Annotated in this window: 18 protein-coding genes; 8 read left to right on the forward strand and 10 right to left on the reverse strand. The window is 70.9% G+C overall.

Annotation, left to right across the window (positions count from 1 at the left end; translation table 11 throughout):
• Nucleotides 1-34 precede the first annotated feature (34 nt).
• The gene (locus tag H6726_09690) at nucleotides 35-1,060 is read right to left on the reverse strand and encodes an aldo/keto reductase (protein MCB9657906.1); all 1,026 of its coding nucleotides are present in this window, start codon (nucleotides 1,058-1,060) and stop codon (nucleotides 35-37) included.
• A 58-nt stretch (nucleotides 1,061-1,118) separates the two neighbouring features.
• Between H6726_09690 and H6726_09695 the strand changes: the two genes are divergently transcribed.
• Together H6726_09695 and H6726_09700 are read left to right on the forward strand one after the other, a co-directional pair.
• Nucleotides 1,119-2,060, forward strand: a complete 942-nt coding sequence (locus tag H6726_09695; protein MCB9657907.1) for a LysR family transcriptional regulator — start codon at nucleotides 1,119-1,121, stop codon at nucleotides 2,058-2,060.
• A 17-nt stretch (nucleotides 2,061-2,077) separates the two neighbouring features.
• Nucleotides 2,078-2,350, forward strand: coding sequence for a hypothetical protein (locus H6726_09700; GenBank protein ID MCB9657908.1), 273 nt, complete (start codon nucleotides 2,078-2,080; stop codon nucleotides 2,348-2,350).
• Between the two features lie 16 nt (nucleotides 2,351-2,366).
• Here H6726_09700 and H6726_09705 read toward each other — a convergent pair whose 3' ends face one another.
• On the reverse strand, nucleotides 2,367-2,993 hold the full coding sequence (locus H6726_09705; protein ID MCB9657909.1) for a TetR/AcrR family transcriptional regulator: 627 nt from the start codon (nucleotides 2,991-2,993) through the stop codon (nucleotides 2,367-2,369).
• 138 nt (nucleotides 2,994-3,131) lie between these two features.
• Between H6726_09705 and H6726_09710 the strand changes: the two genes are divergently transcribed.
• On the forward strand, nucleotides 3,132-4,148 hold the full coding sequence (locus H6726_09710; protein ID MCB9657910.1) for an SDR family NAD(P)-dependent oxidoreductase: 1,017 nt from the start codon (nucleotides 3,132-3,134) through the stop codon (nucleotides 4,146-4,148).
• Between the two features lie 181 nt (nucleotides 4,149-4,329).
• On the opposite strand, the gene H6726_09715 is transcribed toward H6726_09710, so the two are convergent.
• Nucleotides 4,330-5,748 carry a cytochrome P450 gene (locus tag H6726_09715; protein MCB9657911.1) on the reverse strand — a complete coding sequence of 473 codons (1,419 nt, stop codon included), beginning with the start codon at nucleotides 5,746-5,748 and terminating at the stop codon, nucleotides 4,330-4,332.
• Between the two features lie 363 nt (nucleotides 5,749-6,111).
• Here H6726_09715 and H6726_09720 point away from each other — a divergent pair, with 363 nt between their 5' ends.
• Nucleotides 6,112-7,956, forward strand: a complete 1,845-nt coding sequence (locus tag H6726_09720; GenBank protein MCB9657912.1) for a hypothetical protein — start codon at nucleotides 6,112-6,114, stop codon at nucleotides 7,954-7,956.
• A gap of 25 nt (nucleotides 7,957-7,981) precedes the next feature.
• Here the strand turns inward: H6726_09720 and H6726_09725 are convergent, their stop codons facing one another.
• Together H6726_09725 and H6726_09730 are read right to left on the reverse strand one after the other, a co-directional pair.
• Nucleotides 7,982-8,758, reverse strand: a complete 777-nt coding sequence (locus H6726_09725; GenBank protein MCB9657913.1) for a hypothetical protein — start codon at nucleotides 8,756-8,758, stop codon at nucleotides 7,982-7,984.
• A gap of 105 nt (nucleotides 8,759-8,863) precedes the next feature.
• The gene (locus H6726_09730; GenBank protein MCB9657914.1) at nucleotides 8,864-9,430 is read right to left on the reverse strand and encodes a hypothetical protein; all 567 of its coding nucleotides are present in this window, start codon (nucleotides 9,428-9,430) and stop codon (nucleotides 8,864-8,866) included.
• A 115-nt stretch (nucleotides 9,431-9,545) separates the two neighbouring features.
• On the opposite strand from H6726_09730, the gene H6726_09735 reads away from it, so the two are divergent.
• Nucleotides 9,546-11,810: a DUF5110 domain-containing protein gene (locus H6726_09735; protein ID MCB9657915.1), complete on the forward strand. Its 2,265-nt coding sequence runs from the start codon at nucleotides 9,546-9,548 to the stop codon at nucleotides 11,808-11,810.
• Nucleotides 11,811-11,851: 41 nt separating this feature from the next.
• Nucleotides 11,852-12,727 (forward strand): helix-turn-helix domain-containing protein, encoded by an 876-nt coding sequence (locus H6726_09740; protein MCB9657916.1) that lies wholly within the window; start codon nucleotides 11,852-11,854, stop codon nucleotides 12,725-12,727.
• Here the strand turns inward: H6726_09740 and H6726_09745 are convergent.
• From H6726_09745 to H6726_09760, 4 genes are all read right to left on the reverse strand, one after another.
• Complete coding sequence (locus H6726_09745) at nucleotides 12,699-13,697, reverse strand: AraC family transcriptional regulator ligand-binding domain-containing protein (GenBank protein ID MCB9657917.1); 999 nt, start codon at nucleotides 13,695-13,697, stop codon at nucleotides 12,699-12,701. The genes H6726_09740 and H6726_09745 overlap by 29 nt on opposite strands.
• Before the next feature lie 49 nt (nucleotides 13,698-13,746).
• Nucleotides 13,747-14,028 (reverse strand): pyrimidine/purine nucleoside phosphorylase, encoded by a 282-nt coding sequence (locus tag H6726_09750; protein MCB9657918.1) that lies wholly within the window; start codon nucleotides 14,026-14,028, stop codon nucleotides 13,747-13,749.
• A 50-nt stretch (nucleotides 14,029-14,078) separates the two neighbouring features.
• Entirely contained in the window at nucleotides 14,079-14,858 is a 780-nt protein-coding gene (locus H6726_09755) for a DUF2914 domain-containing protein (GenBank protein ID MCB9657919.1), read from the reverse strand.
• A 143-nt stretch (nucleotides 14,859-15,001) separates the two neighbouring features.
• On the reverse strand, nucleotides 15,002-16,627 hold the full coding sequence (locus tag H6726_09760; GenBank protein MCB9657920.1) for an ABC transporter permease: 1,626 nt from the start codon (nucleotides 16,625-16,627) through the stop codon (nucleotides 15,002-15,004).
• Nucleotides 16,628-16,865: 238 nt separating this feature from the next.
• Between H6726_09760 and H6726_09765 the strand changes: the two genes are divergently transcribed.
• Both H6726_09765 and H6726_09770 read left to right on the forward strand, forming a co-directional pair.
• On the forward strand, nucleotides 16,866-18,392 hold the full coding sequence (locus tag H6726_09765) for a hypothetical protein (protein ID MCB9657921.1): 1,527 nt from the start codon (nucleotides 16,866-16,868) through the stop codon (nucleotides 18,390-18,392).
• Nucleotides 18,389-18,868 carry a hypothetical protein gene (locus H6726_09770; GenBank protein ID MCB9657922.1) on the forward strand — a complete coding sequence of 160 codons (480 nt, stop codon included), beginning with the start codon at nucleotides 18,389-18,391 and terminating at the stop codon, nucleotides 18,866-18,868. Before H6726_09765 ends, H6726_09770 begins: the two co-directional genes overlap by 4 nt.
• 39 nt (nucleotides 18,869-18,907) lie before the next feature.
• Here H6726_09770 and H6726_09775 read toward each other — a convergent pair whose 3' ends face one another.
• Nucleotides 18,908-20,440 carry a protein kinase gene (locus H6726_09775; protein MCB9657923.1) on the reverse strand — a complete coding sequence of 511 codons (1,533 nt, stop codon included), beginning with the start codon at nucleotides 20,438-20,440 and terminating at the stop codon, nucleotides 18,908-18,910.
• Between the last annotated feature and the right edge of the window lie 48 nt (nucleotides 20,441-20,488).

Raw genomic sequence — 20,488 nt, forward strand, 5'->3', positions numbered from 1 at the left:
GCCTGCTCGTAGCAGCGATGCTGGTCCCCGTGCGCTACGCGCGCTCGCTGTCCAGCATGCTCATCAGGAACGCTGGGTAGCGCTCGCCCGCGACTTGGTCGGCGGGCAGCGCGCGCTCCAGCTCGGCCACCTCGTCGTCGCTCAGCGTCACGGCGAGCGCCGCCAGCGCCTCGTCCAGCTGAGCGCGCGTGCGGCAGCCCATGAGGGGCACGAAGCGTGGGCCCTGCGCTCGCACCCAGGCCACGCACAGCTGCGCCGGAGTGACCGAGCGCGCCGCGGCGATGCGCGCGAGGGCCTGCACCAGCTCCTCGTTACGCGCCCGGTTGTCGCCCGAGAAGCGTGGGAGGTTCCCGCGGAAGTCACCCGCACCCGCGCTCGGCGTAGAGCCGGTGAGCAGGCCCCGCGACAGCACGCCGTAGGCCGTGACCGCGATGTCCAGCTCCTCGAGCACGGGCAGGATGGCCCGCTCGAGGCCCCGGCTCAGCAGGGAGTACTCGATCTGCAGGTCCACGATGGGGTGCACCGCGTGGGCGCGGCGGATGGTCTCGGGGCCCACCTCGGAGAGCCCGATGTGCCGCACGTAGCCCGCCTGCACCATGTCCGCGATGGCCCCGATGGTGTCCTCGATCGGCACGTCGGGGTCGAGCCGCGACGGCCGGTAGATGTCGATGTACGACACGCCGAGCCGCTTCAGACTGTACGCGAGGAAGTTCTTCACGGACGCGGGGCGCCCGTCATAGCCGGTGAACGAGCCGTCAGGGGCGCGCAGCGCGCCGAACTTCACGGACAGCAGCACGTCGTCGCGCCGTACGTCCGCGCTGCGGAGCGCCTTGCCCACCAGCAGCTCGTTCTCGCCCTGGCCGTAGAAGTCGCCCGTGTCGAGCAGGTTCACGCCCCGCTCGAGGGCCGCGTGGATGGTCGCGATGCACTCGCGCTCGTCGGTTGGGCCGTACATGCCGGACATTCCCATGCAGCCCAGCGCGATGGGCGCGACGCGCGGGCCGGTGCGTCCGAGGGAGAGGGTGGGAGAAGCGGCGGAGGAGGAGGTGTGCTGGGTCATGAGCAGCAAGCTAGGCGTTGCCGCGGGATGCATCCAATGGATAGGATGTATGTGAATCATGAATAGTGTTTATGGACGCGACCTCGACCTGAACCTGCTGCGCGTCTTCGCCGTGGTCGCCGCGACGGGCAGTGTCACGCGGGCCGCCGCGCAGCTGTATCTGACGCAGCCCGCCGTGAGCGCTGCGCTGAAACGGCTGAACACGGCGGTCGGCGCCGCGCTCTTCGTGCGCCAGGGGCGCGGCGTGGTGCTCACGGCCCGCGGTCGCCAGCTGCTCGCGCGCGTCACGCCGCACCTGCAGCCGCTGGTGGACGCAGCGCTGGACCCGGCGCCCTTCGATCCGCGCACCAGCGAACGGGTGTTGCGCCTGGGCGTGTCGGACTCGGCGGAGTCGTGGCTGCTGCCGCCCCTCCTGCGTGTGCTGGCCCAGGACGCCCCAGGCATGCGGCTGGTCGTGCTGCCCGTGCAGTTCCGCACCGTGCACGCCGTGTTCGCGGGGCCGCCACTCGACGGCGCCGTCACGGTGGCGGACGAGCTGCCCGAGGGCATCCTCCGCGAGGAGCTGTTCCATGAGGGGTTCGTGTGCCTCTACGACCCGCGCCACCTCGCCCTGCGGCGCCCGTTCACGCGCGAGGCCTACCTCCAGCAGGAGCACGTCATCGTCTCCTACAACGGCGACCTACGCGGCATCATCGAAGACGTGTTCCACGAGGCGCGGCGCGTGCGCTGCTCCGTGCCGAGCTTCGCCCACGTGGGGGCGCTCGTCGAGGGAGGCGCGCTGCTGGCCACCGTGCCACGGCGCGTCGCGCAAGAGATCCGCCGCGCGCGTCCCGCGCTCCGTACGACCGCCGTGCCGTTCGAGCTGACGGGGGCTCCCATGGAGCTGCTCTGGCCCCGCGCGCTCGACGACGACCCTGCGAGCGCGTTCGTGCGCGGCCACATCCGGCGCATCTCCGTCCGCCGCGCGAGCACCCGCGTGCGCCCCGCCGACCCGCTCTGATACGCTGGGCGGCGCGCATGGCAAAGCTGTTCTTCCTGATGTTCGTGTGGGGCCCGGCGATGCTCGGCTTCTCGCTCGGCTGGCTGGTGGTGCACCCCGACGACTGGACCGGTCCCGCGGTCGTCGGTCCCCTCGGCGCCATCATCACGCTCGCCACGTACCGCGCGGGCCTCACGCGCTACCGCACGGCCAGCGATCGCTTGCGGCCGTACTACGTCATCGGCATGACCGCAGGGGCGCTCATGGGTGTCGCGCTGTTCGTCATGCTGGCGGGTGGCTTCATCGGGTAGGCGTCGCGCCGGCCCGCTACTTCACCACGCCCGCGCCCGCGCCGGACCACAGAGCGCTCACCCAGGTGCCCAGCAGCACGATCAGCTCGTCGCTCGGAGGCGCTCCCGTGCGCGCGTGGAGCGGCGCCAGCGTCACCAGCCCCGACAGCATGGCGTGCACCGCGACCACCACGGCGGTGGGTGTGACCCGCTCGTCGGCCGGGTGCGTGCCGGGGGTGAGCTCGGCGGCGCGCGAGAGCAGCGGCCCGTACCAACGCTCCACGATGACGTCCAGCTCGGGGCCCCCCGCCAGCGCGGCGTGCTGCACCAGACGCGCCAGGTTCGGGTACGCGAAGTAGAGCTGCACCACCGCGCTCAGGTTGCGCATGGCCGCGGCGGGGTCCGTCGGGGGCGCCAGCAGCGCGTGCATGGTCTCCACGTGCGGCGCGAGCAGGCGCTCCAGCACGGCTGCGTACATCTCCTGCTTGCTGGGGAAGTGCTTGTAGAGGCTCGGCGTGCGGATGCCCACCTGGTCCGCGATGGCGCTCAGGCTCGCCGCCTCGTAACCCACCCGTGCGAACGCGTCTTCGGCCGCATCGAGGATGCGGTCGCGCGTGGACGGCGGGGCTGCGGTGGGGGAGGGGGCGGGGCTGGTGATCATCATCGATGCTCGGCGGCCTTGATCTCGTTCGCGGGGTGGGCTACTCACAATGAGCTAACGGCTAGTAGCCAATAGCCAAGCTACCCTTGCCCGCCCCCGGGCGCAACCCCCCGCGCCGCCACGTTCTTCCGAGGTCCATCCATGCAGCAACGCCATGACAACCCCGTGTCCGCCATCCTCACCGCCATCCGCGAGAACGTGGGGCGCGGCCGCGACGCCCAGCGCATCCCCGGGGCGCGGGGGAGCGACAGGCTCGACGGACGCACGGTGATGGTCACGGGCAGCAACTCGGGCCTGGGCAAGGCCGTGGCCGTGGAGCTGGCGTCACGTGGGGCGCGCGTGCTGATGGCGTGTCGCGGGGGCATCCCCGAGGCGGGCGACGAGGTGCGCGCCCGCAGCGGCAACCCGCAGGTGGAGATGCTGCGCGTCGACCTGTCGGACCTGAACAGCGTGCACGCCCTGTGCGACACGCTGCGCGACCGCGGCGAGCGCATCGACGTGCTGGTGAGCAACGCCGGCGTCGTGCCCAACGAGGGGCGCAAGTCGGCCCAGGGCTACGAGCTGATGGTGGCGGTGAACTTCCTGGCCGGGACGGTGCTGCTCGACCGCCTGCTGCACGACGGAGTCATCCCGAACGACACCTTCGGCAAGAATGGGCCGGCCGCGGGTGAGCCGCGCGCGCGTGTGGTGTTCGTCTCGAGCGAGGCGCACCGCACGGCGTCGCAGCTGGACATCCCGGGGCTCGCGCGCTTCGAGGCCTTCGGCATCAAGGACGCCATGCGCTACTACGGGCGCAGCAAGCTCTGCCTGTGCACCTACGCGGTGGAGCTCTCGCGCCGGCTCACGCTGGCCGACGGAAGCGCGGACGTGGCCGTGCACCACCTGTGCCCCGGACCCGTGAACTCCAACATGGCGCGCGAGGCGCCCGCGTGGGCCAAGCCGCTGCTCAAGCCCATCATGAGCCTGGCGTTCAACTCACCCGAGGTGGCCGCCGAGCCGGTGACCTACCTGGCGTGCGCGGCCAGCATGGAGGGGCGCACCGGCACGTACCTGCACATGCTGAAGGAGAAGCCGTGCAGCGAGCTGGCGCTGGACCCGTCGAACGGCAAGGCGGTCTGGGACGCGGCCGTGCAGATGGCGAGCGTGGTCTCGCGCTGAGAAGGGACGCAGAGCAGCGACACGGTGTGGGGGCCTCCTCGGACCGCCGGTGGCGTCGATGTACCTGGGGGGCACCTGGCTTCAGCCTGGTGCCCCCCATCACCACCGGGAGCTAGCCCTACTCGCGACAGCCTCTGAGAAGCCAGGGGCTCGCGGTCCGCAGACGCGCACCGCGCCCAGATCAGCGGCGCAGCGGCGCGTCCTCGCGGAAGACCACCTTGCACTTCAGGCCGTTCTTGCCCGGGTGCATGCTCAGCTCGGGCACGAACTCGGGCACGAAGCCGTCGGCCAGCGTGGGGATCAGGTTCTGCACGAAGGTGGCCAGGAGCAGCTTCATCTCCATCTGCGCGAAGCCCTGGCCGGCGCACACGCGCGGGCCCGCCGCGAAGGGCACGAACGCGCCCTTCGGCAGCTCGCGCTCGTACTCGCGCGTCCAGCGCTCGGGGGTGAACTCGAGCGGGTTCGGGTGGTTGCGCGGGTCGCGGCCCAGCACGTAGGGGCTGATGAAGATCGCGGCGCCCTTCGGGAAGGTGTAGCCCTTGATGGTCACGTCCTCGGTGGGGGCGCGCATGTAGGCCCACACGGAGGGCAGGAAGCGCAGGCTCTCCTTCATCACCTGCGTGACGTAGGGCATGTGCTCCAGGTGCTCGACGTTGACGGGCTCGTCCCCGCACACGGCCTTGACCTCGGCGTACAGCTTCTCGGCCACCTCGGGGTGCTTCGCGAGGAGGTACCAGGCCCACGTCATCGCGTGCGCGGTGGTCTCGTGGCCCGCGAAGATGAGCGTCATGCCGTTGTCGCGTAGCTGCGTCTCGCTGAGGCCACCCTCCTTGTCGCGCGCGAAGATGAGGTGCGACAGCAGGTCACCCGCGTCCGTGCCCTCACAGCGGCGGTCGGCGATGAGGCGCTTCAGCACGCCCTCGATGGCCTCGATCGCGTCGATCTTGCGGCGGTTCGAGGCGCTCGGCCACCAGCGCGGCGTGGGGAGCGGCAGGTTGATGTGCTCCACCAGGATCTCGCTGATGTCGTGCATCGCGTTGTAGACCGTGTCCGCGGAGCTATCCATGTCGGCCGCGAAGAGCGTCCGGCCGAGGATGCGGATGGCCAGGTTGTTGATCTCCTGCCGCATGTCGCGCGGCTCCCCGTCGGCGAAGCCGCGCAGCATCTCTTGAGCGTACTGCACCATCACGGGGCCGTAGGCCTCGACGCGGTGGCGGTGGAAGCCCGGCTTGATGAGGTCGTGCTGGCGCTTCCAGTTGTCGCCGTCCGCCGTGAGCACGCCGTCCCCCAGGAAGAGCTTCCAGATGCGCTTCGCCAGCGCCGGCTTCACGAAGAGCTTCGCCTGGCGCACGTTGATCTCGTGGATGATCTCCGGGTCGCGCACGAAGTACCAGTCCATCAAGCTGATGTTGGTCTTCACCACGTCGCCGTAGTCCTGGTGGATTTGCTGTACGAAGCCCAGCTGATCCTTCTGGAACTCGATCGTGGAGCCGATGACCGGTCGACCCTTGCGCGTGGGGATGGGCCGGCTGGCGTACCCTCCGTCGGTGCTGGGGGACGCGGCGTTCGGGCGGGGCGACTCGGCGGTCTGGAGGTTCATGTCTCGAAGCTGACAGAAACTGGGCCGGCCAAGCGCACCAGGCCGGCCACATCGTCGTACCCAGCCGGTCATGCGCGGAAAGGTTGGCCTTGAAAACAGGTGCGAAACGTGGGTTCTAGGGCGATCGTGGAGTCGGCCCCGCACCCACACCAAGTCGGCCACAGCGGCCGGGTGGGGCCGCAGCCGACGGATGGTGCGCGAGCCCTGCGATGTGTGGCGCCGTCCCCAGAGGATGCGCTCCACGCCCGCGCTCGGGAGCGCAAAGGGGCGTCAAGGCTGTGCGGCGCGGCCGTGCGTACGTGCGGCCGCGCCCGCCCGTCACGCTTGCGAAGAGCGCTCCGGGCGCAGTATCCGTCGGCGAGCATGCTGCTCTCGTTGCGACCGTTCCGCCCCTTCGTGCTCGCCCTCTCGATGATGGCGTGTACGCCGGACGCGGAGCCCGCCGCGACGCCGTCTCCCGCGCCTCCTGCCACCGAGGCCGCGGAGGCGCCTCTCGAGCCGTTCGACTCCGTCGCCGACGTGGCCCATGTATCTCGGCAGCCTCCGGCGCCGCCCCCCGGATTTGCCGTCACCTCGCGCGGGACTCGCGTACGCCTGCGGTCCGCCTACCGCACGTCGCGTCGGCGTGTAGACGGCAAGCGGGTGCCGACACTGCCCCTGCCGGACCCTACGGCGAGGGCCGCTCTCGACGATCGGATCGCAGCGCTCAACGCGCGCTGTCATGTCGAGCTCGCGTTGCCACGCTTCGTGGCGCTCACGTGCACGCCGCGCGCGGCGACGGACGCGGACGAGCACGAGGATACCGGCGATGACGCGTCCGCGAGCTCGTCCGCAGGCTCGACGAGCACAGTGGGCCGCGCGGCCGCGCCTTCTGGACGCTCACGACCCCGTCGCGTCCGGACCCAGGACGAAGACACCGACGTCGACGCGAGCGAGGCCGAGGAGCGGGCCGCCGCACGCGAGCGCGGCCCCCTGGACGAGCGCACCCGAGCGGCCCTGTTCGTCATCGACGGAAGTGAGGTGCGCGCCATCGAGCCCCTCGATCTCTTCATCCCTGGCACGGACGAAGCCGCGTTGCTCCGCCGACTGCAGTACGATCCGCGCGCGGCGCTCGCGCCCGTCCTCGTGACGGCCACCGGGATCGAGCTACGGATCGACAGACACCACACGGCGCGGGTGCCGTACCGCACGCTGGCGCCTTGGATGCGCGCGGACACGCCGCTCGGCGAGGCCTTGCTCGCCGCAGGGCTGGACCTGGCGCCCGCGACGGCGCGTCCACCCGCAGCGGCGCCCGAGACGCGCGCCATCTGGGCGGACGAGCCCGGGCGCTTGCTCCCGCACTGGCGCGCCCTCCCCACTCATCTGAAGCCGCTCGCGCGCATCGCTCACCCCGGCGGGCAGCGCGCCGCGGCGCTGATCTTTCCCCCGGGGGTCACGCACGTTGGCGCCGCGACCGAGCCAGCCTACTTCGTCGGGCCGCTGGCCGAGTTGTCGCTGGGGCGTGCGACCGCGCCGCTCGCGATCGTCGACCGACCCGGTGACAACATGGTGCGCAGCGCACGACCGCCGGGCACGTTGGTGACTTTGGTGCGTGGAGCCTTCGGCATGCGCGACTCCGATGTCGGTGACGGCTCATGGGCGTTTGTCCGATCCGGTGCGACCTTCGGTTGGGGGCGGGGTCGAGCGCTCGGCCTGCTCGAGGAGGGGGACTGTGGCGAGCTCACGCCACCTGGCGATGGCGTGACGGTGCACGAGCAGGGGGTGTTCGCCGACGGCGAGGCGCTGTACGTGTGGTTCATCAGCAGCGCGCGCGGTCGGGGCCGGCGTTTCTCGCTGCATCCCCTCGAGGCGTGTACGCCCGGCGCCGTCCGCCACGAGTACACCATCGCGGAGCGCGCGGAAGCCATCCAGGTGTTCCGCGCGAGGAGGGACGAGGGCCCCGTGCTGGTGGCCGTTTTGGACCGCGAGCGGCCCAGCCTGGACAGCACGCTGCTCGTGTACGCGATGGAGCGTGATGCGCCTGTGCTGGAGCTGCGCGGGCGCGTCCTCGAGCTCGAGGTGGGCGTGCGTGTCGGCCCGGACCGCACGCGTGGGTACTTCCCCATGCGCGTGCTCAGCGGAGACCGCCAGACCTGGTACACGTACACCGACAACGCGCTCATGCCCGTCGAGACGCCGACGAGCATGCCGGCCGAGCAGGCGCGATGAGCGCTTCGAAGCCGACGCATGGGTGTCAGGTGTCTGCGTCCCGGGTGTAGTACGTCATCTCCCCGTGGCGTGCGAAGCCCAGCTTGGCGACGAGCGGGCTCGAGCTGCCCGTCCTCGCGTAGAGCCCCGCGAAGCCGACGTCCCAGCGCCGGGCGCACGCCAGGCGGGTCGCGACGAGCGCGCGGTAGGCGCCGCGTCCGCGCGCACGTGGCACTGTCCCGCCGCCCCACAACAGCGCCAGGCTCAGCTCGGGGTAGCGCGTGATGCCCCCCGACGCGATGGGGGCGCCGTCCGCATAGGCGACGAAGCGCTGGATGCGGCCGCGCTCCGAGGCGCACGCCGTGAGCTCTGCCGTCAGGTCGTTCGGGTGACGCTGCGAAGGGCCGAACGCGGCGTCGATCACCGCCCAGCAGTCCCGCAGCGTGGCCTCGTCCGTGACCCGCCGTACGGCGATGGTGTCCGGTCTGCTGGGCAGGACGGCGCTCGGGACATGCACCAGGCGGGCGTCGTGAGTCTGCGTCGCGCGATAGCGGGCGCCCTCGAGCGTGTCCCTGAGCGCCGCCGTGGGTGTGCTGTCGACGACGACCCAACGTGACGTGCGCTCGCGGTGCATGGCGGCGACCTCCTCGACGAGCGCCGGCAATTGGTCGGGAGTCGCGCGCGTGCGAAGGACTGCGTTCAGGTACGGCACGTCCCTCGCGCAGCTCACGGCCAGGACCTCGGGTCGGTCCACCACGTGTGTGTCGGGAGGCAGCCACGTCAGGTCCCACGAGGCGCGCTCGAGTCGTTCGAGGGGCGTCATCGGGATTCCCTGTGCCTCGCGTCTCCGATGTCCAGTGCCGAGCACTGTGGTGTCGACGTGCCATCACGCCGTGGGGGGCCGCGCCGAGTCACGAGCGCGGGAACACTACTCGGCCGGCGCGAAGCCATCCACGAGTAGCCCCCGGTCGCCCCCCACTTGGACGACCTCCCCGCGGATCTCCACGAGCCCACCGCTCGGTGGCGTGCACGCCATCACGCACACGTCGGAGTCGTGGCACCTTCCGATCGCGTCCGGCGACCCATCAGGGGTCCGCGGCGAGAGCCAGAGAAAACGCTCGGGTGGAGGAGACGTACGCGCCACCAGCACGGCGTCCCCACCGCACGCCCCACAGCACCCCGACTCCGTCTCGCAGACCATGTCCACACATCCCAACGTCGCAGGGACCACCTGGCCCCTGACCCGCACCCGCGCGCCGATCTCGACCCGTCCGTCGATCACATCGTCCACCGACGCGGCGTCGCTGCGCAGCGGAGTGGCCGGCGCGACCCGTTCACCCTCGGTCGCCGGGCCCGCCACTGGGGAGCGGCCGCCACACGCCGCGACCGAGGCCGCACCGGCGAGCGCGCAGAACGTGATGGTGCGACGGTCCAGCGGCACGCGCCCACGGTAGGCCAGGCCGCGCCCCGTGGCTACCGCGCCTTCGCGCTCCATCCCTTCATCCACGCGGGCGTCGAGAGCGCCACGGAGCGGCCTTTCGGCCAAAGCGACAGGAGAACGAGCCGATCTGACAAGCCATGGGTGCGCAGGCGGTAGACGCTCCCGCCTCATGACCAAGTCACCCACGAAGCTTGACGGCAGCACCTGGCTGCTCGGCGTGTCGGCCCTGCTGCTGGCCGGCTGCGGCTCGGCCGGTAAGGTCCCCGAACACCAACCGGGTCTGCTCGACGACGGCGTCGCGCGCTTCCTGCCGGACGGAGTGATGCCCGAAGAGCTGTTCCCGTCCTTCGCGCTCGAGGAGCCGCGCTATCCCACGGGGCCAGTCCCCGAGGGCTGGGGGCCCGCCCCCGTGTTCTCGGTGGAGGGTCCGAGCGAGAGCCCGACCCACGTCGTCCACGTTGCCATCGCGCCCGGCACGGACCTCTACGGAACGGGCGAGGTCGTTGGACCCCTGCTGCGCAACGGCGCCCGCACACAGGTCTGGACCGAGATGCCCAACTTCATGAGCGGCGAGAACGGCATCCGCTACGACGACACCTACCTCAACCTGTATCAGGCGCACCCGTGGGTCCTGGCCGTCCGCGCCGATGGCACCGCCTTCGGCGTGCTGGCCGACACCACGCGGCGTGCTTGGATCGACCTCTCGGACGGCATCCGCTTCGAGGCTGCAGCTCCATTCCCCGTGGTGATCGTCCAGGGGGCGACTCCCGACGAGGTCCTGCGAGCGCTGGCGGACCTCACGGGCCACATGGACATGCCCGCTCGCTGGACCCTCGGTCACCAACAGAGCCGCTTCTCGTACTCGACCCAGGCCGAGATGCTGGCGATCGGAGAGGAGCTTCGGGAGCACAACATCCCGACCGACGTCCTCTGGTTGGATGGCGCCTACATGGAGACCTACAAGCTCTTCACCTTCGACGAGGAGAGGTTCCCCGACGCGGTGGGCATGATCGACGATCTCCACGCGATGGACTACCGGGTGGTGCCCATCTTCGACCCGGGGGTCCGCCTCGAAGAGGACTTCCCGTTGTATCAGGAGGCCGTCAGCCAAGGTCTGTTGCTGATGAACCAAGACGGCAACGAGTACAGGTCCGTGGTCTGGAACTATCGCAACGCGTTTCCCGACTTCAGCCAGCGCGCCACGCGCGAGTGGTGGACGCGCCACATGAGCACGTTCGTGCGGTCCAGTGGGTTCGATGGGATCTGGGACGACCTGAACGAACCGGTCGTCTACGACCTCGTTCGAGGGTGGTACCCGCCCGAGACCGTCGTCGCGCTCGGAGACGAGCGCTACCCGGCAGGGACCCACGCGCAGTTTCACAACGTCTATGCGCTCCAACAGCTCGCGGCGTCCGAAGCCGCGTTCCGCGACGCCTATCCCGACCGCCGTCCGTTCCTCCTCACGCGCTCCAACTACATCGGTGGTCAGCGGCACTCGGCGACGTGGACGGGGGACAACACCTCGACGTGGGAGCACCTGCACTGGTCCATCGCGATGATCGCCAACCTGGGGCTCTCTGGGCAGCCGTTCTCGGGGGCCGATGTGGGTGGGTTCTTCGTCGAGGCGAACGGGATGTGGGATCCCACACTGTTCGCGCACTGGATCGGTATCGGGGTGTTCTACCCGTTCTGTCGCAACCACTCGGCGGGCCTGGACGACCCGTTCACGTCGATGTTCGGCGGTCCAACGCACCACGCCTGGGACTTCGGCCCCGAGATCGAGCGGGTCTATCGCGAAGCCGTCGAGCGGCGCTACCGGCTCTTGCCCTACTTCTACACCGCCATGCGCGCCGCGGCGGTGGAGGGCGCGCCGGTGTTCCGCCCAGTGTTCTTCGCGTCGCCAGGGGAAGCACGTCTGCGCGGCGAGGACCGCGCGTTCCTCTTCGGCGCAGACCTGCTGATCGTGCCGCAGTGGCCCGGCGGAGTGTTGGGGGACGACTCGCCGCTCGCCCTCCCGGACGGCTTCGATCACGAGATCACGCTGGTCGGAGAGGATCCCGACCAGGATGCGGCGCACCCGCACATCCGCCTCCGGAACGGCGCGATCGTGCCCACCGGCGTCGTCGGGCAGACCACGGCCTACGACCCGACGTCCGCGCTCGACCTGTACCTCGCGCTGGGCGAGGACGGGACGGCACAGGGGACGCTCTACGAAGACGAGGGCGAAGGCCACGGCCACCTGGAAGGTGAGTACCGGGTCATCACGCTGCGCGCCGAGACGGTGGGTGGGCAGGTGGTCGTGACGCTCGAGCGCAGCGATGGCGAGATGGACCTCCCGGTGCGTGTCGTGCGAGCGCACCTCTACGGCGACGGAGGCGTGACGACCGCCACGGGCATGACGGACCGCGTGGAGCTCACGACGAGCGCGCCGTGACGGCGCGTCCTGTGCGCCGAAGCCTGGTACGCTCTCTTGTCATGGAGTCCTCCGTACCCGCATTCGAGCACCCGACGAGCCGACGACGTCACGCCGCGCTCCTGCGATGGAGCGGCTACCCGAACAAGGTCCTGCGGCACCGCCACGAGCGCGCCGCCGAGTTCGGGTTCGTCACGCAGGGTACCGGGGAGTACACGCTCGGAGACGACTCCGTCGCGCTCGTCCCCGGGCGGCTCTTTTACATCCCGCCCGGGACGGCTCACGGGTCTTCCGGGGTTGACGAGCGCATGCACTGCTGGGTGCTCTCGCTCCCGCTCGACCGCTTCGACCGCTCGGTGACGGCCGGGCGGGGCGTCTCCAGCGTCGCGACGCAGCTGCGTCCCGAGCAAGCGCGTCGGCTCGCGCGCATGCTCACGGACCTGGTCGACGAGCCCGACGACGAAGCCTTCGACCTGGGCGCGGAGTACGTGGCGGCGAGCGTGTTGGCGGCGCTGTCCAGCAGGCCGTCACGGGCGAGTGAACCCCCCGTGCCCGAGGCGGTCGAGAAGGCGGCGCGCCTACTGCGGGAAGAGGTCGAGGACGGCCCGCACCTGACGTTGGATGCGTTGGCGAGGCGCTGTGGGGTGAGCCGCAGCCGGCTGACCGAGCTGTTCCGCACCAACGAGGGCATGAGCATCGTGCAGTTCCGCAACCGCGAGCGGCTCGAGCGCTGCCTTTCGCTCTACACGGAGCGCCCCGACCAGGGAATGACGCGCGCGGCGTTCGACGCAGGCTTCGGCAGCTACTCGCAGTTCTACCGTACGTTCTGCGATGTCATCGGTTGTACGCCCACCGCCTACGCGCGCAGCCTCTCGTCCCCGGACGCGCGCCCGAGTGTGTACCCGCCGGCTACTCGCGCGGGCGGCCGTACTCCGTAGGTGCCACCCCCGTCCAGCGGCGGAACGCGCGGCGGAAGGCGCTCGCGCCGCTGAAGCCCAGCACGTAGGCGATCTCGTCCAGCGACCTGCGACCCTCCTCCAGCAGCGCGAGCGCCCGCTCGTGCCGCACCTCGTCCAGCAGCTCACGAGGGCTCGTCCCTTCGCTGCGGAGCTTGCGACGGAGGGTCCGCTCGGTGACGCGCAGCGCCTCGGCCAGCTCTTGGACGGTGGGCTCGTGCCCCTCGAGGTGGCGTGACAGATAGTGCCGCGCGCGATCGCGCATGCGCGCCGTGGTGACCATGCTGCGCGCCTGCTCGTCCGCCTTCTGCGCCAGGAGCTGCCCGAGGTGTGGGTCCGCGCCTTGAATGGGGGTGTTCATGCGCGCGCCCGGGAATACCATGCGCACGGCGCCGCCGAAGTAGCGCACTGGCGCGCCCAGCAGCTGCGCCATGTCGTCGCTGTGCCGTGGCCAGCGGTGCGCCAGCACGACCTCGGTGGGAGGCGGCGCGTCAGGCGTCAGCCAGCGTCCCAGCGCGATGACGATGGCGACCAGGTACTCGGCGAAAGCCGGTGGGCCCAGCGGCTCACCGTCTTGCACGAAGTCGACGTACGAGTGGTCACCGTCCGGGACGAGGTTCACCTCGAGACCCGACATGATGATCGGGATGTACGGGCGCACGAACTGGTATCCGTCGCGGAGGGTGGCCTGCGTCCCCATCAGGTAGAAGCCGAGGGGAAACGACTCGCGGTCGAGCCCCAGCGCCGCGCGCAGGGGAAACGTACTGTCGCCCGTCGCGTCGATCCCGGCCTGGCGCAGGTCGAGCCAAGCGTCGAGGGTGATGCGACCGCCGAAGGAGCGCAGCTCGTCGTGGTCCAAGTGCAGCCGCTCGAGGAGGGCCGCGACGTCGTGCCCATCGCGTTTTAGCTGGACCAGAAGCGGCAGCGCCAGTCGACCGGAGAGCGTACGCACGCGCGGAGGGTATCAGCGGGGGGCCACCGACGCGACCCTCAGCGCACGCTCAGAGGTACTCGCAGAGGTACGCGCTGGGCCCGCTGGCGCGCACGTCGAAGCCGCTCTTCGGGCCGACCTCGAAGTACGTCCCCGCCGGGTAGAGCACGAACGCGTCCGTCCCGTCCAGCCGCACCTCGAGCGCACCTCCGACGACGGTCATCCGCTCCGCGGCGTCCGTGCCGAAGTGGTACTGCCCGGGGGCGATGACGCCCACGGACTGACGGCGACCCTGCCGCTCGAACCCCACGCTCTGGACCTGACCCTCGAAGTAGCTGTTGTGCTGAAGCATGGGCGAGGGTTAGCAGCGGCCGGGCGTTTGCGCGAGTCGGCCGCTTCGCGTCACTCGTCCGTCGTGGCGGTCGCCGCGTTCGGGTCGGGCACGATGAAGAAGCGCTGGGTCACCAGTACGCGCTGGCGCTCGTCCATGACCTCGCACACCCACTCGCCCGGCGCCCGACGCGTGTTCGCGCGCGCGCGGGTGCGGTAGCGCGGCGACGGCGGCACGGTCAGGGAGACGCCGCCCCCGCGACGTTGGTCGCTGGCCCGCCGGAAGCCGACCAGCAAGGTCACGTCGTCGGCGGTCTGGTTCGCGACCTCGAGGAACACGTGCATGGGGCCAGAGTTGTGGCGAAAGCGGCTCGAGATCATCACCGGCTCGCGCTCGATCACGTCCTCGGCCAGCGCGAACCGCAGGATGCGCACGCCCTCCAAGAACTCGTCCTGGATGACGGGGCGGATGTACTCACTCGGCTCGGACGATGGGGGCGTGGGGGCTCCTGCGCCCGCTGCGGCGCCGGTCTCCGAGCTGGTGGCGGGCGCCGGTACTGTCGGCGGCTCCTCGTCCATCCCACCATCTGCCAGGCCCGCCGCGACGTCCGCGGCGACGGTGTCCGGTGCGGTCGGTGATGAGGTCCGCCGCTCGCGCGTGGTCGTGCCGGCACCACGAGGGGCGGGCGGCGCGCCAGCGTTGCGTGCCTCCGTGCGGTCCGCGCCCGGCTGGGACGCACCCTCTTGGTGTGCGTCTTCGACGGGGTCGGTGCAGCCCGGTGCGGAAGCCAGGAGGCCCGCCAGCAGGCAACCCCGGACGCCAGCCAGCAGGCAACCCCGGAGGCCACTCACGGGGCGACCAAGGAGGACGGTTCGGGGGTGAGCCCGCAGGGGCGCCGAGGCGCCCGTCGATGCCGAGGGCTCTAGGAGGGATCGTCGCGCAGGAGGCGGGTGCTGCCTTCGTACGGGCAGCCGCGAGCGGAGGACCAGGACCTTCATTCGTGACGCAGACCTTCTACCGGGAGCATGCGCGCCGCCCACCAGCTCGGCGCGAGGGTGCTCAGCATGCAGATGCCGAGCGCGATGACCGCCGTCAGCACGAACTCACTCGCCGTCACGACGACCGGCAAGTGGTCGATCAGGTACACGCGAGGATCGAGCGCGAAGCGAAAGGTGGAGAGATACGTGACGATGGCGCCGCCGAGCGCGAGCCCGGCGATGGTGCCGACGAGTCCGATGACAGTGCCCTGCACCATGAAGATGGACAGCACCGTGCCGTCGCTCGCCCCCATCGCCTTCAGGATCGCGATCTCACGCTTCTTCTCGATCACGATCATGATCAGGGTCGCGATCACGTTGAAGGCCGCGACCCAGATGATGGTGGCGATGACCAGGCTGAGCATGATCTTCTGGAGCTCGAGGGCCGTGAACAAAGGACGATTCAGCTCGGCCCAGTCCATGGTGTGGAACGGCCCCTCCAGCGTCCGCTCCAGGTGACGGGCGACCGCCGCGCTGCGCTCGAGGTCGCGGAGCCGCATCTCGACCCCCGTGACGGAGTCGCCCTGGCCGAGGAATGCCTGCACCTCGAAGAGGTCGCCGTACACCAAGCGGCTGTCGTACTCTTGGAACCCCGCCTGGAAGATGGCGATGACCCGGAACGGCCGGCTCTGAGGCGTACGCGGCTCATCTGGCGCAGACCAGGACGAGACGGCGCTCCCGCTCAGCGGGGAGATCAGCTGCACACGGTCGCCGACCTCGATGCCCATCGTCTCGGCCAGCGTGGCGCCGATCACCAGCCCCGGCAGCGGCCCTGTCACGGCGTCGTCTCCGAGGTCGTCGTCGGCCACCTCGATGAAGGCGTCGTCGTCGTCGGGGAGGGCCAGGTCCGTCTCGTCGAGGCCGTTCAACAGCGCCTCGACCGCGCTGGGGCTCGCCACGCTCCCAGGCAGCGGCGTCGCCCGCGGAGCTGGCTCGGCAGGGGTGCCGCTCGTCCCGTCCGAGGTGCTCCGTAGCGGGGCGCCGGGCTGCTCGTCCGTGCCTGGCGGGCTGGGCGAGGTCACGTCAGAGGCGGACTCTCCCCCACCCGCGTCGGCCGCCGCGTCGTCGGAGGTGGAGTCGCGCTCGGGCACCATCAGGGCACGCCAGTACGGCAGGTCCGGATTGCGGAGGTCCTCGGGTCGCAGCGGCGGGGCCGCTCCCTCGAGCCGTAGCCCCTCGAGCGTGCCAGCGATGATCTGGCTGGGGAGGTCCAGCACGGACACCATCGCCTCCGGGTCCACGCCCTTGACCAGCACGGTCGAAAGCCTGTCACCCTTCGCGAGCATCATCTGGTTGATGAGGAACGGACCCACTCCCACCACCTCGGGCTGCTCCTGGCAGCGCTCGATGACCTCGCGGTACTCGTGGAAGTCGAGCCCGTACTTGAGCACCAACACGTGCGCGTTGACGCCCAGCACCTTGTCGCGAAACTGCTGTTGGAAGCCGCTCGTGATGCTCAGCACGGCGAGGAGCGCAGCGACCCCGAGCGCGACCCCCGCGATGCTGATCGTGGTGATCAGCGAGATGGTCGCGCGCTTCTTGGAGCGCAGGTAGCGAATGCCGATGTCGAGGCTGTAGGCCATGAAGCGTCGGAACGCCTTATCACGGCCGTCGTGCGCTGGCATCTGCTCGGGTGCCCTTCGAGGGCGTCCCTGCTACCTTGGGGCCTTCATGTGTGGTCCGGCGCGTGCCTGCAGAGTTCCCGAACAGTCATCGCCGGTGGGTGCACCCCGGTCCGCTCCGCGTGGGCTCGGGTGGTGGCGCGCGAGCGGTTGGCTCGTCATCGCGTCCACGGTCGGTTGTGCTGGCGGAACCGGAGACGTGGACGCTGGCGTGGGTGATGGGGCCGTCGTCGCGCCGAGCCTCGAGCTGCGTTTCTCGGACACCGCGTCCCTGCAGCTCACGCCGCAGCAGAACGTGATGCTGGCCGTGCGCGTGCTGCGCGCCGGAGAGCCCGCCCCCGCAGAAACCGTCCGGCTCGTGCTGGAAGGCGACGCGCACGACGCTTCCCTCGGTGCACTCGACAGTCGCGCCGACGCGGACGGCTGGGTCCGCACAACGCTCCGCGGCTCGAGCGTACCGGCGACCTTCCGGGTGCGGGCGACCGCGATTGGGGCGTCGCCCGCGTACCTGAGCGTGGGTGTGAGCGCGACGGGCTTCGGCAACCTCGACGCGGCCGTGCTGGATCTGAGCGGGACGGGCCCTGCGCGCGTGCGCGTCGAGGTGTACCCCAGCGCCTCCTGCGACAGCCCCGTGGTCGCGGAGGGGCGCTTCGGGAGGGCCATCACCCTGCTCGATGGTGAGACGGGGGCGCGGTTCCTCGGGCTGCCTGCCGCACCTGGCTACGTCGTCGCGGCCCGTGGGGTCAGCGCCAGCGACGACGAGCTCGCCTTCGGATGCGTGGACGGGGTCGAGGTGGGGAGCGACCAGCAGGTAGCCGCCGTGGTGCGCCTCGGCGCGCGCGTGCAGCTCATCGCCGGGGAGTACGACGCCGCGTTCGTGGTGTCCGCCGCCGAACTGGCGGGGTTGCTCCGTGCCGCACGGGACGCCACGCTGACCGCAGAGCAGCCCGACGGCGACGCGAGCTACCTGCTCGCCGCGCTCGAGGCCTATCTGCTCGAGCAGGGGCACACGGCCGCACATGCCGCGCTCGTGTTGGCGCGCGACGGGGGCTACGACGATTCGTTCCAGCTCTTCTTGAGCGATGAGGACGCAGGGCCGAGCGTCGCCCTCGGACGCGCCATCACGTTCGTCCAGACCCAGGAGGAGTTCGCGCTCGCCGGCCAGCTGTCGGTCGCGTCGAGTGGAGCGACGGACTTCGCGTTCGAGGCACTGACCCTGACCGGGGGGGCAGGGGTGCTGGGCGCATGGCCCGCGGCGCTGACGTTCCCCGCGCTGACGTTCGCATCGGAGCTGGACCTGGTCGGTGCGTCCTTGGTCTTCGACCCCGTCACCATCACGTTCTCGCTCGCGCAGAGCACCGACGAGGTACTCCGCAACGCCCAGCTCGCCACGATCCTCGGCTCGTGGGCCGTGCTCGCGGGTTCATCCAGCGCGGCCGGCTTTCCCAACCCGGCGGTCGAGGCGGTCTGCGACGCGGCCTGCCGCAGCGCGGTGTTCGCGGACGCTGCGGTCACGCTGCGCGATGCGTGGCTGGACGCGTTGGGACCAGGCCCGGAGAGCACGACGCTCACGCTACGCGGCGCCGCGCAGGCGTCGGACTCGGACTCGGACCTCCAGGCAGACGCGCTCGACGCCCAGCTCGACGCCGACGTCGTGTTCGGTGCGGGTGCCGCGTCCCTCACGGTCAGGCTCGCCGCCACCACGCACGCGTCCCCCGCGCCATGACCGCGTCGTCGAGCGATCCCCTCGCCGTGTTGCTCGACCTGCGGGCGCAAGACCGGGATGACGCCGCGCGCGCGCTGACGGTATCCCTCGAGGTCGTAGCGAATGCCGAGGGAGCCCTGGAGCGGGCCGTGTCCGCGCACGCACACGCCGCGCAAGCGCTCGCCGATTATCGCACGGCAGACGGCGCCCATGGCGCAGCGGAGCTGCAGACGAGGGTCGCGTTCCGCGAGCAGCTGCGTGCTCGTCGGGACGAGCGACAGCGCGCCGTCGGCGCGGCCACGGAAGCTGTCGCGGCGGCGCGAATCGCCACGGAGCAAGCGCGTGCCGCGTTGGCGGCCGCGCGCGCGGCCCTGCGTGCCGTGGAGCTTCACGCCGACGCCCACCGAGCGTCCGAACGTGCGCGCGCCACGGCGCGCGACGAGGACGCGCTCGACGACGTGGCGCAAGCGCAACACCACCGCGCCCGCCGCGGGTAGGAGGCCGCACGATGACAGGGGCCAACCGTAGCCTGAGCCTCAGAAGTGTTGCTTGATGGGTGACGTCGAGGGTCGCCCAGCGCCCCGGCGCCGAGAGAGCGTCACCTGCAGCGCGAGCCCCTCGGCGGGCGTCAGCGTGCGTACCTCGGTCGCGTAGCCCGGGGCGCTGAAGGTCAACGTCACCGCGGTCTGTCGAGGGAGCGTCAAGGGGCCCTCGACGGGCTCCGCTTCGGCGCCATCGACAGACACCCGCGCGTGCGCAGGCGTCACCGACACCTCGACCTGCACTTCGCTCGGAGCGCGGTCGCCAGTCGTCGTCCGCGAGGGGGGCGGAGGTAGGCCGTCCGCCGCGACTTGTCCGGGGGCCGACGCTGTGTCGTCTTCGCTGCGGACTTCTGGATGGGTCGGCCGGTCGGCACGGCGTGTGGACGCCGGGGAAGCGGACCTCCCTGGAGCATGGCCGGCCGTGGGGGGCGCCGTGACATGACTCGCGACGGCGCCGCGGATGCTCCCGGCGCTCGCGAACAGCGTCACCAAGAGCGCCGCCGAGCCCGCCAGCCCCGCGAGGGCCACGACCCGCCGCGAACTGGCCCTACGCGGTCGTTGGGGAGGTGCCGGGGCCTCCGGGCGCGTCGCAGCTGGCGCGTCGCTCTCGTGGAACCCTGGGTGCGGCTCCGCGACGGTCATGGCCGCGCGTACCGCGTCACGCAGCGCGCGCATGCTCGGGTAGCGTGCGCCGGGGTCCTTCTCGAGCGCGCGCGCGAGCACGGCGTCGAAGGCGGTGCCCACCGCCGGGGCGCGGTCCGAGAGGCGTGGGGCGCGTTCGTTGCCGTGCTTCCAGATCAGCTGGAACGCGTTCTGTCCTTCGAACGGAGGGGTCCCCGCGAGCATCTCGAACAACACCACTGCCGCCGAGTAGACGTCGCAGCGCTCGTCCAGCTCGAGCGCACCACGGGCTTGTTCGGGCGAGAGGTAGCGGGGCGTTCCCAGCAGCTGTCCCGTCGTGGTCAGCCCAGCGGCCTGCGCGTCCTGCTCCGCCGTACGGTCGGGCTTGAGCTTGGAGATACCGAAGTCCAGCACCTTCGCGTGCGGCCCGTCGCTGCCCTCGCACAGGAAGACGTTGGCCGGCTTCAGATCGCGGTGCAGGATGCCGGCCGCGTGCGTCGCGGCCAGCGCGTCACACAGCTGCTCGAGCACGCGCACGGCGTCGTCCGTGGGCAGGGGACCGCGCGCCAGCCGCTCGGCGAGGCTCTCCCCGCGCAGGCGCTCCATCACGAGCGCGATGAACGGCCCGTCCGTCACGAAGTTCACCACGTCCACGATGTTGGGGTGCTCGATCTGGCTCGCCGCGCGCGCCTCCGCGAAGAAGCGCGCCGTCGCGTCCCGTCGCGTCAGGCGCTCCGTGTCCAGCACCTTGAGCGCAAAGCGGCGCCCGAGGACTGTGTGCTCTGCCTCGTAGACCTGTCCCATCCCGCCCGAGCCGATGCGTCGGAGCACGCGGTACGACTCACCCAGCGTCCGCCCGAGCAGGCGGGCGTCCATCGCGGCGGCGTCGTTCGCGCTAGGGTCCATCTCGCCTAGCAGGGTATCAGGGAGGCCCTCCGCTTGCATCGACGAGCG

This window comes from Sandaracinaceae bacterium, from assembly GCA_020633055.1.
Classification (GTDB): Bacteria; Myxococcota_A; Polyangia; order Polyangiales; family Houyiibacteriaceae; genus JADJJE01.